Below are 15,038 nucleotides of genomic sequence, written 5' to 3'. Positions count from 1 at the left end.
AAGAATGACGCAATTGGCTAAAACACCTTCACCGCCATATTATGCGGTTATTTTTACGTCGTTGCGCACTGAGGTTGACGAGGATTATGCTGCCACGTCAATCAAAATGCTTGGGTTAGCGCAGCAAATTGATGGTTATTTAGGGGTGGAATCAGCGAGGGAAGAATTAGGCATTACGGTATCCTATTGGCGTGATCTAAAATCTATTCAAAATTGGAAGAAGCAACAAGACCATCTGGCAGCCCAGGCATTGGGAAAACAAAAATGGTACCGATCGTATTCAGTAAGAATAGCTAAAGTAGAGAGAGATTATGAATTCTGAGCAGAGTCAAACAAATAGGGCGCTTATTAACCCAGAACAATTGCAGTTGTTATTAAACACTGAAACGGTACAAATGCTGTTTACTGATGTTGCCTTTCCGGTGAATTACGTTAGTAAACAAAGTGAAAAGTGTTATATACCTGACTCCAAACTATTCGATTTTGATTCCGTTTTTGTAGATAAAGACAGTGGTTTACCTCATTCACTACCCCCGCCGACATACTTTGCACAGCAGATGTCTAAACTTGGTATTAGTAATAATGCTACTTTGGTTATTTATGATGACCAAGGCAGCTTTAGTGCACCAAGGGCATGGTGGATGTTAAAAATTATGGGGCATAAACGAGTATTTGTTTTGGATGGAGGACTTCAAGCTTGGATTGATGCCGGTTTCAAAGTGCAACCAACACTCCTTCAAAATCCGCAAAAAACCAATTACCAAGTAAAATTCAACTCTGATTTGTTGGTGAATAAACAACACATTATGGACAACTTGAATAACCCTGATTTCACGGTTGTTGATGCTCGAAGTCCTGCTAGATTCAATGGTACAGAGGCTGAACCTAGGAAAGGAGTAAGAAGTGGGCATATACCACATTCACATAATTTGCATTATACCCAACTACTTAATGACGGTAAGTTCATTGACACAGCGAGTATTAGGCGACTTTTTAAACCTTTTACTAATGCTGCAAATGTCCAGCTTCACTTTTCCTGTGGTTCAGGTGTCACCGCTTGTATACTCGCCCTAGCGGCTTACCAAATAGGCATAGAAAACTGGAGTGTCTATGATGGGTCTTGGAGCGAGTGGGGGGCTGATCCACTTTGTCCCATCGAATAAACATCGAAATTAATGGTGAAATTAGTTTGCTCTAGGCTACAAGCTCGCTACTTTCACCATATTGCTTTGCTAATTGGTCAACATATGACTTTAGCACTAATAAAGTATCATTAACGTCTTCGAAGTTAACTGATTCTGCAGGGTTATGGCTAATCCCTTTCGCGCATCTCACAAATAACATACCAGTAGGACACAGTTCGGCCATTGCCATGGCATCGTGACCAGCTCCCGAACTCAACACAAAGGGTTTTATTCTGTTCATTGCGCAGGCTGATTCAAGCTGCGACATGATGTCTGGGTGGCAGAGTGTCGCATCGGCTTCATGGGTCAGATGTTCGGTTACAGTAAGGCCCCTTATTTGCGCTATATACTCAACTTTTTGTTTGATCTGTTCGATGCATAGGTCACGTTTGCTATTATCTAAACTTCGTACATCTAAGCTAATATCCACTTTACCACTAATTACGTTAACGGCATTTGTTAGCGATTGAATCTGTCCTACAGTGGCAACAACTTCATGCTCAATTGCGGCTTGTTCTATTGCCAAAATCATTTCAGCAGCACCTGCAATCGCGTCTTGACGTAAGGCCATAGGCACGGTTCCCGCATGACCTGCGTGCCCCTCTATCTCTATTTTGTAACGTTTTGCGCCAGCAATTCCGCTGACAATTCCCACCGGTAGATTTTGACTTTCAAGTACAGGGCCTTGCTCAATATGCACTTCAACAAAACCCAACAAATTACTTTGCGCTCTGCTCGCATTGTGAATATTGTTAATATTCAGCCCAAAATCTCTCAGTGCGGTGGCTACGGTTAATCCGTCTTTGTCCAGTAAACTGGCCCATCTATCTTGCCAAGTACCAGCCACAGCTCTGCTGCCTAATAAAGTCGTACCGAAACGGGTGCCTTCTTCATCGGCAAAGCCAACAATTTCTAAGTTAAAGGGTAACGTAATGGAATTATCAGCAAACCATTGCACCAATCCTAATGGTAAAAGTACACCAAGGATGCCATCGTATTTACCACTGTTAGGTACAGTGTCTAAATGACTACCTATTATTAACGTTTCGGCATCAGGGTAAGGGCTTTTATAGCATCCCCATTGATTGCCGGCCTCATCTTGCCATGTTTGCATGTTGGCCTGTTCCATCCAACTTGCTACTAATTGATTTGCGAGTTTATGTTCATTCGTCAAATAGCGACGATCTATGTATTCAGGACTTTGACTAATCAAAGCCAATTCGTCACATCGTTTGAGGACAGTTTGAACATAGGAAGTAAACATCTTTAGTTCTCCTCATTAGTGTAAACATCAAACGCCATATCAGTGGCTAGTCCAGACTGCAATTGATGACCAGCACGCCTTAAGGTGTTTTCAAGTGCTTGTAAAGTATGTAAAACCGTGTCTTTTCTGGCGTTATAACCCATGGTTCCAATGCGCCAAATTTTGCCGTGTAACGGGCCGAATGAAGTACCTATCTCAATGTTATATTGGTGTAGAAGTTGTTCACGAATTTGCTCGCCATTCACATTGTCTGGAATATAAACTCCCACAACATTGTTCATTTTATGAGTTAAATCGCCAAAGGGTTTTAAGTTCAAACCTTTAACACCGGCGAGCATAGCGTCACCATGTAATTTGTGTCGCTTAATACTGTTTTCTATGCCTTCGTCCAATAATTGGAGAGCGCACTCTCTGGCTGCGTATAACATTGATGTCGCTTCAGTATGATGATTAAGGCGTTCTTCTCCCCAATAATCCAAAATCATCGGAATATCGAAATAGTTAGAACGAATACGTAAACCTAATCCATCAGCATGTTGTTCGTTTCGAATTCCTGCTTCAACGTGTTGTCTGCGTCTAACCCTTTGCACGTATTTTTCACTTAAGGTTATAGGTGCACTGCCCGACGGGCCGCCAAGACATTTTTGTAACCCGACTGAAACGGCATCTAATTTCCATTCATCAGTTTTAAACGGATTACCACCAATAGATGCTGTGGCATCGCTGTAAAATAACACGTCATACTTTTCACAAATTTCACCAATATTTTCTAATGGCTGAAGCATGGTTGTAGAGGTGTCACCTTGAACTAAAGCCAAGACTTTAGGGCGTATCTTTTTGATTTCTTGTTCAATTTGTTCGGGCTTGAAAACTTCCCCCCAAGGAGCTTCAATAATATGAACCTTTGCACCTGCACGTTCACTAATTTCAGCTAATAAATGCCCAAAACGTCCAAATACGGGTACTAAAACATCGTCGCCGGGTTCAATGCATGAAACCAAAACAGCTTCTATACCCGCTCTGGATGTCCCGTCGATTAACAATGTCGCTTCATTGTCGGTGTTAAAAACACCACGGTATAACGACATAACTTCGTTCATATAGCCTGTCATAACGGGATCGTATTGACCTACCAACTGGGTCGACATGGCATTCAGTACTCGTGGATAACAATTTATTGGACCAGGCCCCATTAAAAGGCGCGGTGGAGGACTAAGTAAAGACATGATTCTCCTTAAAGTAGAACTTGAGCAAGCATTCGACCGCCCGTAATTAATAGTGCAACAGCAAACACTCTTTTCAGTAAATTGCCATCAAGTTTAGCGCCAAGTGATGCGCCCACTGGAGCAAAAAGTACGGTAAGAGGAACGATGCAAACAAAGCCGACTAAATTGACTAATCCATAGGTAAAAATAGGGGCATCTACCGGTGTTTGACCAAAAATCAACATAGTTAGCGCACCTGGCAACGAGATTAATAATCCAATCGCTGCTGCCGTTCCTACCGCTTTGTGTGCCGGATAATTAAAACTGGTTAAAATTGGCACGGATAGGGTTCCGCCACCGATACCAACCATGGAGCTCAGCATGCCAATGATACTGGCAATTAGGCTTTGGCCCGCTCGGTTAGGAAGTTGGTTAAAAATTGGAGGTTTGGATGCTCTAAATAGCATGTTTAACGCCGCAAGGGTGGCAATAATCGCAAACATCAGCGTTAACCAATAACCATTTACAATGGTCACCAAGAAGCTACCGACTAGGACACCTAGTAACACAAACATCCACCAAAATTTTAATAATTCGAAATCAACATTGCCTTTTTTGCGATGGGAGCGAATCGAACTAACGGATGTAGGTACAATAGTGGCCAATGACGTCGCAGTGGCAATTAACATGGCAGAGCTGGGATCAACACCAAAATGTTGAAACAAGAAATACAGCACTGGCACTATCACGATTCCGCCACCGACACCCAGTAAACCCGCTAATATACCTGCGAACACACCAGTCGCCATCAACGCCAGTATAGTAGGGTAATTTTCGATTATTAAATCCATGTACTTTTACTTCTCTTGTTTAGTAAGGAAATGCTTTACCGTCGCTACGTGGATCGGTAGCTGCGCTCACTTTGCCATCAGGATTATGCACAATCATCCCAGCATGCCCCATCATTTCATTGTTTGGAGGTACTATTGCTATATCATGGCCCTTCGCCTGCAAAGATTCGATCACTAAGGGATCAAGGTCTTCCTCAATTTTCAAATTGTGTGATTGATCCCCCCAAGTTCGACCTAGTAGCCAACGAGGGGATTCAATTGCTTTATCCATGGGCAAGTTTTGAAAAACATGACGACTAAAAATCGCAGCTTGTGTTTGCGGTTGACCTTCGCCACCCATAGTGCCGTAGCTAATTCGTCGACCATCATGTAATTCTGCAAATGCAGGGTTAAGGGTATGAAATGGTTTTAAACCAGGTTTTAAATATTGGTTCGAATTAACATCTAAGCTAAATGATGTACCTCGGTTGTTCCAAACAATCCCTGTAGAATCGGAAACAACGCCACTTCCAAATTCCCAGTATAAACTTTGAATGTAGCTCACCATTCTGCCAGAGCTATCACATGCACCCATCCAAACCGTGTCACCTAGTTTGGCTTCGTTTGGCCAATCTAAGGCTTTAGTTGCGCTGATTTTGGTCGCTAATTCATCAATAATAGATTGTTCAAGCATGTCCGATAATGGGCGTTCTAATCGGCTCTCATCAGTCACAAATTGATTGCGTATTAGGAATGCCTGTTTGGTGCATTCCACTAATAGATGCGGATATTCGTGTTCTCCAGCGGCCAAATGTTTAACCTTGTCAAACAAAGCTAAAATTAATAAAGAGGCTACGCCCTGTGTGGGTGCGCCAAGGTTGTAGAGTTTACCAAGGGAAACATCAACACTAAGTGGGGTAACTAACTTTGCTTGATAGTCAATGAAGTCTTGTTCACGAAGTGGTGACCCTGAGGCCGTTAAATCAGCTGCTAATTTTTGGCCAATTTCTCCACGGTAAAAATCGTCCAAACCTCTTTCAGCTAGTTGAGAAAGGGTTTTTGCCAATTTGGGTAATTTTACTATTTTTCCCTTTTTAAGGGCTTTTCCTTTAATTAAAAATTGCTCAAAAGGCGGGCTTTGATGCAAATCATCAAAGGTCTTAAAACTTGCATCCGTTAAACTTTGAGTAACTTCTAAGCCCCATTCAGCTTGTCCAATTGCGGTGGATAATAGTTCTTCTAAAGGTTTATTAGCTTGCCATTGTTGGCTAATTTCAAGCGCTTTTTGCCAACCCGACACCGCACCAGCCATTGTCAATGCAGCCTTTCCACCTCTCGATGGTATTTCGCTAAGATCTTGGTAGAACTCTGAAGTCGCAAGGGCCGCAGCACATCCGCTGGCGTCAATGCCGATTGGCGCTTTACCAGGTTCGCTAATTAACCAAAATCCGTCTCCGCCTAAACCGTTCATATGTGGGTAAACTACTGCTATAGATGCTGCAGCTGCAACCATGGCTTCAATGGCTGTACCACCAGTGTCTAAAATATGTTGACCGGCCTGAGCTGCTGCATAATGCGGAGCAGTAAACCCTGTTGTGGTCGATGTATGTTCCAGATTTTGTATTTTATGTTTCATTCAGCAGTTTCCATAAGCTTCTGACCTAAACTTAGCAATGCTAAGTCGCTATTTTTAGGACCTAAAATCGACAAACCATAGGCTGTATTATCATTTTTAAATAACGGCATATGTAATTGTGGACAACCCGTTAAACCGGCTATACAGGTGAATTGCATTAGCTTTTTTCGATATTCTGCAATTTCTGATGCGGAGGTATCTAATCTTGGCGCAGGACCCGGTGTAGTGGGTAGTATTAAATACCGGTCTTGTTTTAACAGTGAAGAAATGTCTGTTTGCAATTTTTGCTGTTGCTGAATTGCCGACAATTCATCTTCTTTTGTTAACGTTTCACACCATTCAAAGCGTTGTTGAATATCTTCGGCAAACTTGGGTCGTGAGTTTATTATCCAATCACCATGAGTTTGCCAGATTTCTCTTCCTTGTAAAACTCTAAATGCGTTAGAGGCTTGTTCTACAGTTTCCGCGGATATCTCTTTGTCTTTTACCCAGCAACCATTAAATTTGCTTTCAAGCCAATTAAAAATTTCTTGCCTATGCTGACTAAGTCCCACAAGTTCACTGAGTACAACCGGCGTATTAAGAGATTTACTGTTTTCTTGTTGATCTGGTATCAGACATTTAGCGATAGCTAACGCATCTTGAATCGTATTGGTTATAAAACCAGCGGTATCGAAAGAGGGGGCGAGCGGCACAACCCCTTTTAATGATATTACTCCGTGGGTAGGTCTAAAGCCGACTAAATTATTATAACTCGCTGGTACACGAATAGATCCACCGGTATCTGTGCCTAAACCAATTCGGGCTAGATTACGCCCAACAGCAACAACAGAGCCACTTGATGAACCACCACTAATACGTTCTTCGTCCAAGCAATTAACCAGTTCAGGATAATGTATATTCTGACCGTTAAGACTGTAAGCTAATTCGTCAGTGATAGTTTTACCCACGAATTCGGCACCGGCTTCTAATAAACAGGCGACAGTCTCCGACGTTTGCGTTGGAACCGGATGTGTAGCTGCCCAATCTGGGTTGCCGGCGGTTGTGACAATGCCGTCAATATCAAACAAATCTTTAACCGCCAAAGTCCAACCTTTTAAGGGCTGTGATTTCGAACGATGACTAGTTTTGTTTATATCTAAGTTAACGGGCAGTACAAATGGCGAGTGAAATGAAGACTTCATGAAACCAAACTTAATTAAACATAGGCTTATGAAACAACTGTTTCACCCATTAGTCAAGAGAAACAGTTGATTAAATGGTGGTTTTTACTCTAATTCGTCTAATTGTTTGAATAAATTGGAAATTGCATCAATACGATTTTGTTCAGCGTACCTATCGGAATTGAGAATTTGATTGCATATAACTGAAATTACACTCATAGGAGCAGAGTAGCTGTCTAAGGGTAATTCTTGCCCTAGTTGACATATAAATAATTGGTTTACCTTTTCTTTGTATATTTGTGCCGAGGGGTCGGCCATTAATACAAGTTGTTTTTTAGGGATAAGATCTATCAATTTTTCAACAATTTTGGGGCGTCGACGAAAGGCAATAATAATGACTAATTCGTCGTTAGAGATATCTTCAATTTCTTCACCAAGGGTTTGACCAGGTAGGGGTAAAAGCCTTACTTTTCCTCGTACTTGCAGAAGCTGTTGGCGAAAATGCATCGCCACCGGGTAGCTATTTCTAAAGCCAATTAAGGTTATTCTAGAAGCAAGTGTTATCGACTCTACGAGTTGAGTAATATCTTCAGGTTTTACATTATCCCAAGTTTGTCTTATTCGATCTAATTCTTGAGTGATATAATCGTTGTTCTTATGCACCGTGCCTAACGGCATACCAGCATTACGAGCTTGGCGCATTTGCTCTTTTACTTGTTGAAGGTTGTCATAACCTAACTGCCGAAAGAAACGACTTACGGTTGCTTTAGAGGTGAGGGTGATTTGGGCTATTTCAGCTACAGATAAATTTAAAACATCAGTTGGGTTTTGTTGCAGATAATTAGCAATTTTACGCCCATTTGGTGACAGCTGCTGGTAAGATTGAGAGATAAGCGCTACAAATTTTGATTTTGGCAAACCATTTTCCAAGATAATGAGTTAATCCAGATCTAGTGTAACCAAAAGCGCGTCATCTACAAAGTTTAAACGCTTCAAAATCAAGGAATATAGTACAAATCATGTTTAAAGGGTTTACAAAATCATCCAAGGTGGTGGTGTTAACTGGCGCTGGCATTTCCGCCGAGTCAGGTTTGAAAACGTTTAGAGATAATGATGGTTTATGGGAAAAGCACCGTGTTGAAGATGTTGCAACTCCTGAAGCATTTGAACGTAATCCCGACTTGGTCTATCGTTTTTACAATCAGCGCAGAGCGCAATTACAGTCGCCAGAAATCGCCCCTAATAAAGGTCATTTAGCATTGGCTGAATTAGAGGAGTATTTAGCAGACAACTTTCTTTTAATTACCCAGAATGTTGATAATTTGCATGAAAGAGCAGGCTCAAAACGACTTTTACATATGCACGGCGACTTATTAAGTTACCGCTGTTTAGGAAGTCAAAAAGTAACAGAAACTTTTGATTCTTACGATCAAAATAGTCAATGTGATTGTTGCCATCAACCGAATATGGTTCGACCGAATATTGTGTGGTTTGGTGAAATGCCAATGTATATGGACGAAATATCTGAAGCATTAGCAAAAGCCGATCTTTTTATATCTGTAGGGACTTCCGGAAACGTGTATCCTGCTGCTGGGTTTGTTCAACAGGCGAGTCTTTATGGTGCCCATTGTGTTGAGCTAAATTTAGAACCAAGTAACGGTTTTAGTGCGTTTTCAGAGAGTCACTATGGACCTGCTACAGAAGTTATTCCTGATTATATAGAGTCGCTAATAAAGCCATGATTTTTCCTGATTTATCCCCATATTGGTTAGAGTTCGCTGCTATTGCTAGCTTACATTTTTTTGCGGTTGCCAGTCCTGGCCCTGATTTTGCTGTGGTTTTAAAACAAAGTATAAGTAGTGGAAGGCGCTCTGCTATGTATACCAGTGTGGGTGTCGGCGCGGGAATTTTGATCCATGTTGCTTACTCTTTATTGGGCATTGGTATCTTAATTAAAACCACACCATGGCTATTTCAAGTATTTGCCTATTTGGCGGCAGCTTACTTGCTGTATTTGGGCTGGGGGGCTGTCCGCAGTGTGCCAAATAGATTAGAAAATGATGTATCATTGCAAGCACAATCAATAGAGAAACAGGTTACTTCTGATAAAAAGTCTTTCTTAATTGGCTTTATGACAAATGGATTAAACCCTAAAGCTACTTTGTTTTTTCTAACCGTATTTGCAGTTGCTGTAGCCCCACAAACTCCAATGTTAATAAAATTTAGCTACGGCATTTATTTAGCTTTTGCGACGGGCATATGGTTTTGTTTTTTGTCGTACATAATGAGTGGCTCTAAAATTCGCTCTTCATTACTGAAAAATGGTTATATTTTTGATCGAATCATGGGCGTTATTCTAATTGTATTAGCCATTAACCTCCTTTTGTCCACTTAATTTAACGAATGAAATATTGATGTTTAAACTCATACAAAAAAACTATTCAGAACTTATTAAACAGAACTTAAATGGTGAATATAACTTTAACTTGAAGAATATATTGGCCAAGGGATTTAAAAATACTACTGGTAGTATTTTAATTTTCTTGCAAATGTTACTGGTGGTTTTTGGACTAAGTTTGTTAATTGCAACGGCATTTTTCAAATTTAATGATATACAGACCATGGAACAAGTAACTCAAAGTCATCTGATGACATTGGATTTAATTATTCAAATGGTTTTAGCGCCTGTCACTGCAGCATTGATGTTACAAGGAGCTCGGTCTCATCTGAAGCGAGTGGGTTCTGTTAAGTTTTTATTCTCAACAATTCCACAAGCAATCCCTATATGTTTGGTAACCGCATTTATAATCATAATAACTAAAGCTGGGATGACGTTATTTATCTTGCCTGGTTTATATTTAATGATCGCTACGAGTTTTGCAGTATTATTGGTAGCAGATAAAAAGTTCACACCAATAGATGCATTATTACTTTCTATTAAGATGGTAAACCGTTATTTATTCCCGTTCACTATTTTATATGTCGTATTTTTATTGTTGTTGCTACTTTCGATAGTTTCTTTTGGGATTGGTTTGCTACTGTTTTTACCCTATTACTATAATATTAATGGTTTATTGTATTGTGAACTTTTTGGTTACGGTAACAGTACAGACAATAACAATTTAAACGATGAGACCCAACAACAAGGGTCTGATGGAGATACTACATTTGATGCATAACGTTGACTTTCCAGGCCCTAGACGGATTCTCTATTTGGGAATAATCTGGGTGTTTGGCGCTGTAGTGTTAAGTTACCCATTTTTATTTCCACCAAAGGAGTTAGATCCTTTTGATGAGCAAAATATCGCTCCTTATGTAGAACAAAAAATGCCTAACTTCGCTAAGATACAATCAATTACGGAACGGAAAAAAGCATTTTTCGACTATTTGTTACCTGCAATTCATCATCACAATAAAGTGATTATTCAAAAACGGGATTTTCTGAATGAAATAAAAAACGCAATTGAACAACAATTGCCTTTTAGTTATTTGCAGCAAAAGAGACTCGATTCACTAGTGAAAGAATATCGCGTTGACCCTGACGACGATTTGAATTCAATCGTGGACCGATTAATGCGTCGAATAGACATTATTCCTGTTGAGTTGGTGCTTATGCAAGCAGCGAACGAGTCAGCTTGGGGAACCTCTCGATTTGCTCAAAAAGGTTATAATTTTTTTGGACTTTGGTGTTTCCGAAAAGGGTGCGGTTTTGTACCAAAACGGCGAAATGAAGATGCCGCTCATGAGGTGGCTAAGTTTAAAAGTTTGGATCACGCAGTGAGTACCTATTTCCGCAATTTAAATCGACATGATGCGTATAAAGAGTTAAGGGCGATTCGTCTATCTTTGCGTGAAAACGACAAACAAATTACAGCAGAAAAGCTAGCCAAAGGGTTGAAAAGTTACTCCCAGCGGGGTGATGAATATATCGAAGAGTTAATCAATATGATACGTTTCAATAGGAAGTTTTTACCAGTATGAAAATCTTAAGTTTTACCTTAGTGTTGTTTAGTTTTTGTGGTTTGGCTTTTGCTGATACACTTTCAGTTGAATACTCAAGTTTTTACAGTCACCTTAAAAAAATCGATAATGAAGAAACACCTGCATTGCAATTTGCATTTGGTTTTAAAAACGTCAGAAATGGCGATTTATGTGAAATTAAAACCGCTAATATAGTCACTCAAAAAGTCACACTACCTGTTACAGTAACGCCTGAAAACCGGTTTTTGTTACCCACCGAAAAAGCATTAAGCCAAGCTAAAGCAATTGTCGAATTTGAACTATTAGAAAATAATAATCAATGTGACATGTCAGTTCAGTTGGAAACTAAACCTTCTTATTTAAAACAGCAATATACACATCAAGAGTTACAAGATTTGTATCAGCAATACACAGTGTTTTTTGATGATATGGGCAGCTTTTTGTCGTTCCTAATGCCGTCAGTTACCGGCTTGCAGTTTTATTTCGATAATGTTGACAGAGACTCTATTCCTGCCGAAATTTATCTCGATGAACATCATGCAGTAATTACCGGAGACTGGCTAGAGCAGGGCAATCAGATCCAGTTTTCTGAAGCCCCATATCGCGTGACAGCAATAACCAAATAACGATATCCGTAGAGTGAATTAGTCGAGACGCAATTGATATTTAATCTGCGCAGCAACACGGTTGACGCTTTGACGCCCCTCTTCAATTAACTCAGCCGCGCGATGAAACTCCATAATGCCAAAGTCGCGTAACTGGGGTTCAATTAGTATATCGGGGGGATCGCCAGCTAATCGCGAGCGGGTGACTCTTGCCTGAAGGATATCTAACGAACTGGACATGACACCTAACATACTAGGGGTATTGTCAGTTAATTTAACATTTGATGATTTTTGCGTCGCCGTTACTTGCTCCGGCGTTTCTACCTGAGTTTCTGAGGTGGTTATTTGCTCTTCACTATTGGCGTCAAAGTCAGAATCCAGTGCCATGTTTTCTAGATCTTCTAAAGATTCAAGCTCATCATCGTCCATATCATTGTCTTTTTTGAACTTGCCACTGAAAAGACGCTGCATAAACGACTGACTTTTATTAAAAAAATCATTGGTTCGTTTTTGATTATTTTCATGTTCCATTTGATATTGAGCTTGAACTTCAGGCCTAAAATCTGCACTTAGATTAACCGCAAAAACAAAGTCAGCACCTAGTTGCCGACAAAGATTTACCGGCACTGGGTTGACCACAGCACCATCCACTAGCCAACGGCCTTTGTGCGCAATGGGTGGAAACAGGGCAGGTATTGCACAGGATGCTCTAACCGCATCCGCAATAGGACCTTGAGTAAATGAAACCTCTTTACCACTATATAAATCGGTCGCCACAACACCTAAGGGTTTGGATAAGTGTTCAAAGTCTCGTTCGCAAAAATTGTCTTCGAGGGCTTTAAACACTTTAATTCCGCTAGCCAGTCCACCTTTACGAAATCCAACCCCTAACAGTCCTAAAACTTGCCACTCAGTTAGAGAGCTTGCCCATTCTGCGAGTGGATCCAGTTTATTGCTTGCATACGCGGCTCCTACATAGGCACCAATGGAACAACCAGCGACCACGTCAACCTTGATGCCTAGTTCTTCTAACGCCTGTATTATACCGATATGCGCCCAACCTCGAGCAGCGCCGCTTCCTAGTGCTAATCCAATTTTCATTTACTAAAATGATCCTTAACTAATATTGATTATTTTGACAGTGTCATCAGCACTTGTTGAAGGTGTAGAAAAATCTTCTTGATCAAATCCAATATCACCGTTAACAAACGGTGTTTGTTGCGTCTCTAAGGTTTTAAAGTCGAAAAGTTCACTATCGGCAAGATGCGAAGGCACGACATTCTGCATTGCCCTAAACATACTTTCAATCCTACCCGGAAAACGCTTGTTCCAGTCTACTAGCATGTTTTTAATAACTTTGCGTTGTAGGTTCTCTTGCGAGCCACATAAATTACAAGGAATAATCGGGAACTCAATTAAATCAGAATATTGGGTAATTTCTTTTTCAGCACAGTAGGCTAGGGGACGAATGACCATTTGTTTGCCATCATCGCTGACTAACTTGGGAGGCATAGATTTTAAGCGTCCGCCATAAAACATGTTTAAGAATAGTGTTTCTAACATGTCGTCACGGTGGTGCCCCAACGCGATTTTAGTTGCGCCTAGTCGGGTTGCCGTCTTGTAAAGTATCCCTCTGCGTAATCTAGAGCATAGTGAACAAGTTGTTTTTCCCTCTGGAATTTTATCTTTTACAATCGAATAGGTGTCTTCCGTGACGATTTCAAATGGAACTTGCAATTCTTGTAAGTAGTTAGGCAGTATCTCAGCGGGGAAGCCTGGTTGTTTCTGATCTAAATTAACCGCAATAATTTCAAATTTAATTGGCGCAATCTTTTGCAGAAACATTAAAATATCAAGCATGGTGTAACTGTCTTTTCCGCCAGACAGGCAGACCATTACCTTATCGCCATCTTCGATCATATTAAAATCGGCAATTGCTTTGCCTACATTTCGTCTTAGGCGCTTTTGAAGTTTATTAAAACTGTATTTTTTACTCTCAGACAGAGACTCGACCTTACTCATCTTATTCCTAGAAAAACATTGCTATCAGCGCGGATTATACCTGTCCTCATAAAGGACATAAACACCCTAAATTTAAATGTTTGCAGTCATTTTCTAAGTATCACAAGGTTATGTAAGGTTAATGTTTAAGAGGACACTCAAAGCCTTCTGGTTTAATTGCTAAAACGTCACAATTGAGTGAATCTATTGTATGTTCAGCCGTGTTACCGATAAGGGCGGCTGTAATACCGGTGCGACCTACAGTACCGATAACCACTAACTCTGCGTCGATAGCTTTTGCCACTGAAGGAATGACATCCTCAGGCAAACCTTCACTAAGATGCTGATTTTCTTGTGGGATATTGAATTCTTGAGCGTGCTCAAGCATACATTTGGCGTGGTGTTGTTTAACTGACTCTGTATAGCCAACCGGATCGAACTCTGGTATTTCGATGGCAATATTAACCGGTGTACCTGGGTAAGAATTAACCAAGTTTACATGTCCTTCCAGTAAATCAGCCATCAATCCAGCGGTTTTAGTGATTAACTTGTTTAAGCTATGATGTTCTTCATCTTCACTGCCCACATCTACCGCAGCTAAAATATTGCCATTAATAGGCCAATCATGTTCTTTAACAAGTAAAACTGGAACCGGTGATTTACGTAGGATATGCCAATCAGTCGGGGTGAATATCACTGACTTTAGGGTGTCATGCTCGTGGGTTCCTTTGACGATTAAATCATAGCTGTGATCAATCACTTCGAACAATACACTTTCATATGGCCGATTATGCCAGACCACTTTTATATCTACTGAAATAGATGAGTTAGCCGCTAGGGGTTCAACTATATTGGCAAGCCAATCGGTTTTGTCATCCACCACAGCTTGGCGCATCGTTTCTCTTTCATCCACGGTGAGCATAGTGGTCATTTCATAAGAGAAATCATATATGGACAGAAACGCAGTAATACTGGCGCCGGTCTTTTCTGCCAATAAAAGCGCTCTTTTAAACGCTTTTTGATCTTCTGTAGTTGGGTCTACAACAGCTAGTATTTTGTTAAATACGGACATAAATTAATTCCCTTCAAACGTTTACACTACGTATATTAAGTGTATGGCTACTTTAGCTAGTTTGCCAATTAACAGACTAATTGTTTTGACCTGAATC

At 40.5% G+C, this 15,038-nt stretch carries 16 protein-coding genes; 7 read left to right on the top strand and 9 right to left on the bottom strand.

Annotated elements, in window-relative coordinates; genetic code table 11:
• Positions 1-4 precede the first annotated feature (4 nt).
• Together Q4567_RS07650 and Q4567_RS07645 are read left to right on the top strand one after the other, a co-directional pair.
• Positions 5-322, top strand: a complete 318-nt coding sequence (locus Q4567_RS07650) for an antibiotic biosynthesis monooxygenase (protein WP_216046654.1) — start codon at positions 5-7, stop codon at positions 320-322.
• Complete coding sequence (locus Q4567_RS07645) at positions 312-1,163, top strand: sulfurtransferase (protein ID WP_303499973.1); 852 nt, start codon at positions 312-314, stop codon at positions 1,161-1,163. The genes Q4567_RS07650 and Q4567_RS07645 overlap by 11 nt, the downstream gene beginning before the upstream one ends.
• A gap of 31 nt (positions 1,164-1,194) precedes the next feature.
• On the opposite strand, the gene Q4567_RS07640 is transcribed toward Q4567_RS07645, so the two are convergent.
• The 6 genes from Q4567_RS07640 to Q4567_RS07615 all read right to left on the bottom strand — a co-directional run bounded on the left by Q4567_RS07640 (position 1,195) and on the right by Q4567_RS07615 (position 8,200).
• Positions 1,195-2,448, bottom strand: a complete 1,254-nt coding sequence (locus Q4567_RS07640; RefSeq protein WP_216046652.1) for an allantoate amidohydrolase — start codon at positions 2,446-2,448, stop codon at positions 1,195-1,197.
• Between the two features lie 2 nt (positions 2,449-2,450).
• A complete protein-coding gene (locus Q4567_RS07635; RefSeq protein ID WP_216046651.1) occupies positions 2,451-3,674 on the bottom strand; it encodes an alanine--glyoxylate aminotransferase family protein in 1,224 nt (407 codons plus the stop codon).
• 8 nt (positions 3,675-3,682) lie between these two features.
• Positions 3,683-4,504 (bottom strand): sulfite exporter TauE/SafE family protein, encoded by an 822-nt coding sequence (locus Q4567_RS07630; protein WP_216046650.1) that lies wholly within the window; start codon positions 4,502-4,504, stop codon positions 3,683-3,685.
• Positions 4,505-4,523: 19 nt separating this feature from the next.
• Positions 4,524-6,119: a gamma-glutamyltransferase family protein gene (locus Q4567_RS07625; protein ID WP_216046649.1), complete on the bottom strand. Its 1,596-nt coding sequence runs from the start codon at positions 6,117-6,119 to the stop codon at positions 4,524-4,526.
• On the bottom strand, positions 6,116-7,303 hold the full coding sequence (locus Q4567_RS07620; RefSeq protein ID WP_303499972.1) for an amidase: 1,188 nt from the start codon (positions 7,301-7,303) through the stop codon (positions 6,116-6,118). Before Q4567_RS07620 ends, Q4567_RS07625 begins: the two co-directional genes overlap by 4 nt.
• An 84-nt stretch (positions 7,304-7,387) precedes the next feature.
• A complete protein-coding gene (locus tag Q4567_RS07615; RefSeq protein WP_303499970.1) occupies positions 7,388-8,200 on the bottom strand; it encodes a MurR/RpiR family transcriptional regulator in 813 nt (270 codons plus the stop codon).
• A gap of 101 nt (positions 8,201-8,301) precedes the next feature.
• On the opposite strand from Q4567_RS07615, the gene cobB reads away from it, so the two are divergent.
• The 5 genes from cobB to Q4567_RS07590 are packed head-to-tail and all read left to right on the top strand — an operon-like array spanning position 8,302 to position 11,889.
• Positions 8,302-9,024, top strand: a complete 723-nt coding sequence (cobB, locus tag Q4567_RS07610; RefSeq protein WP_216046646.1) for a Sir2 family NAD+-dependent deacetylase — start codon at positions 8,302-8,304, stop codon at positions 9,022-9,024.
• Positions 9,021-9,677 carry a LysE family translocator gene (locus Q4567_RS07605; RefSeq protein ID WP_303499969.1) on the top strand — a complete coding sequence of 219 codons (657 nt, stop codon included), beginning with the start codon at positions 9,021-9,023 and terminating at the stop codon, positions 9,675-9,677. Before cobB ends, Q4567_RS07605 begins: the two co-directional genes overlap by 4 nt.
• Before the next feature lie 19 nt (positions 9,678-9,696).
• Complete coding sequence (locus Q4567_RS07600; RefSeq protein WP_216046644.1) at positions 9,697-10,461, top strand: hypothetical protein; 765 nt, start codon at positions 9,697-9,699, stop codon at positions 10,459-10,461.
• Positions 10,454-11,263: a glucosaminidase domain-containing protein gene (locus tag Q4567_RS07595; RefSeq protein ID WP_216046760.1), complete on the top strand. Its 810-nt coding sequence runs from the start codon at positions 10,454-10,456 to the stop codon at positions 11,261-11,263. Before Q4567_RS07600 ends, Q4567_RS07595 begins: the two co-directional genes overlap by 8 nt.
• A complete protein-coding gene (locus Q4567_RS07590) occupies positions 11,260-11,889 on the top strand; it encodes a DUF2987 domain-containing protein (protein ID WP_216046643.1) in 630 nt (209 codons plus the stop codon). Before Q4567_RS07595 ends, Q4567_RS07590 begins: the two co-directional genes overlap by 4 nt.
• 18 nt (positions 11,890-11,907) lie before the next feature.
• Here the strand turns inward: Q4567_RS07590 and Q4567_RS07585 are convergent, their stop codons facing one another.
• From Q4567_RS07585 to uspE, 3 genes are all read right to left on the bottom strand, one after another.
• The gene (locus Q4567_RS07585) at positions 11,908-12,969 is read right to left on the bottom strand and encodes a patatin-like phospholipase family protein (protein ID WP_216046642.1); all 1,062 of its coding nucleotides are present in this window, start codon (positions 12,967-12,969) and stop codon (positions 11,908-11,910) included.
• A 15-nt stretch (positions 12,970-12,984) separates the two neighbouring features.
• A complete protein-coding gene (ttcA, locus tag Q4567_RS07580) occupies positions 12,985-13,872 on the bottom strand; it encodes a tRNA 2-thiocytidine(32) synthetase TtcA (RefSeq protein WP_216046759.1) in 888 nt (295 codons plus the stop codon).
• Positions 13,873-14,008: 136 nt separating this feature from the next.
• Positions 14,009-14,941, bottom strand: a complete 933-nt coding sequence (gene uspE, locus Q4567_RS07575; protein WP_216046641.1) for a universal stress protein UspE — start codon at positions 14,939-14,941, stop codon at positions 14,009-14,011.
• Between the last annotated feature and the right edge of the window lie 97 nt (positions 14,942-15,038).

The sequence above is a fragment of the Aliiglaciecola sp. 2_MG-2023 genome (genome assembly GCF_030548145.1).
GTDB lineage: Bacteria > Pseudomonadota > Gammaproteobacteria > Enterobacterales > Alteromonadaceae > Aliiglaciecola > Aliiglaciecola lipolytica_A.
This window is presented reverse-complemented; position numbering and strand designations above follow the sequence as displayed.

Bases quoted from the DNA above. Each gene is read 5' to 3' on its own strand.
- Q4567_RS07650 (WP_216046654.1), top strand. From the start codon at position 5: ATGACGCAATTGGCTAAAACACCTTCACCGCCATATTATGCGGTTATT.
- Q4567_RS07645 (WP_303499973.1), top strand. From the start codon at position 312: ATGAATTCTGAGCAGAGTCAAACAAATAGGGCGCTTATTAACCCAGAA.
- Q4567_RS07640 (WP_216046652.1), bottom strand. From the start codon at position 2,448: ATGTTTACTTCCTATGTTCAAACTGTCCTCAAACGATGTGACGAATTG.
- Q4567_RS07635 (WP_216046651.1), bottom strand. From the start codon at position 3,674: ATGTCTTTACTTAGTCCTCCACCGCGCCTTTTAATGGGGCCTGGTCCA.
- Q4567_RS07630 (WP_216046650.1), bottom strand. From the start codon at position 4,504: ATGGATTTAATAATCGAAAATTACCCTACTATACTGGCGTTGATGGCG.
- Q4567_RS07625 (WP_216046649.1), bottom strand. From the start codon at position 6,119: ATGAAACATAAAATACAAAATCTGGAACATACATCGACCACAACAGGG.
- Q4567_RS07620 (WP_303499972.1), bottom strand. From the start codon at position 7,303: ATGAAGTCTTCATTTCACTCGCCATTTGTACTGCCCGTTAACTTAGAT.
- cobB (WP_216046646.1), top strand. From the start codon at position 8,302: ATGTTTAAAGGGTTTACAAAATCATCCAAGGTGGTGGTGTTAACTGGC.
- Q4567_RS07605 (WP_303499969.1), top strand. From the start codon at position 9,021: ATGATTTTTCCTGATTTATCCCCATATTGGTTAGAGTTCGCTGCTATT.
- Q4567_RS07600 (WP_216046644.1), top strand. From the start codon at position 9,697: ATGTTTAAACTCATACAAAAAAACTATTCAGAACTTATTAAACAGAAC.
- Q4567_RS07595 (WP_216046760.1), top strand. From the start codon at position 10,454: ATGCATAACGTTGACTTTCCAGGCCCTAGACGGATTCTCTATTTGGGA.
- Q4567_RS07590 (WP_216046643.1), top strand. From the start codon at position 11,260: ATGAAAATCTTAAGTTTTACCTTAGTGTTGTTTAGTTTTTGTGGTTTG.
- Q4567_RS07585 (WP_216046642.1), bottom strand. From the start codon at position 12,969: ATGAAAATTGGATTAGCACTAGGAAGCGGCGCTGCTCGAGGTTGGGCG.
- uspE (WP_216046641.1), bottom strand. From the start codon at position 14,941: ATGTCCGTATTTAACAAAATACTAGCTGTTGTAGACCCAACTACAGAA.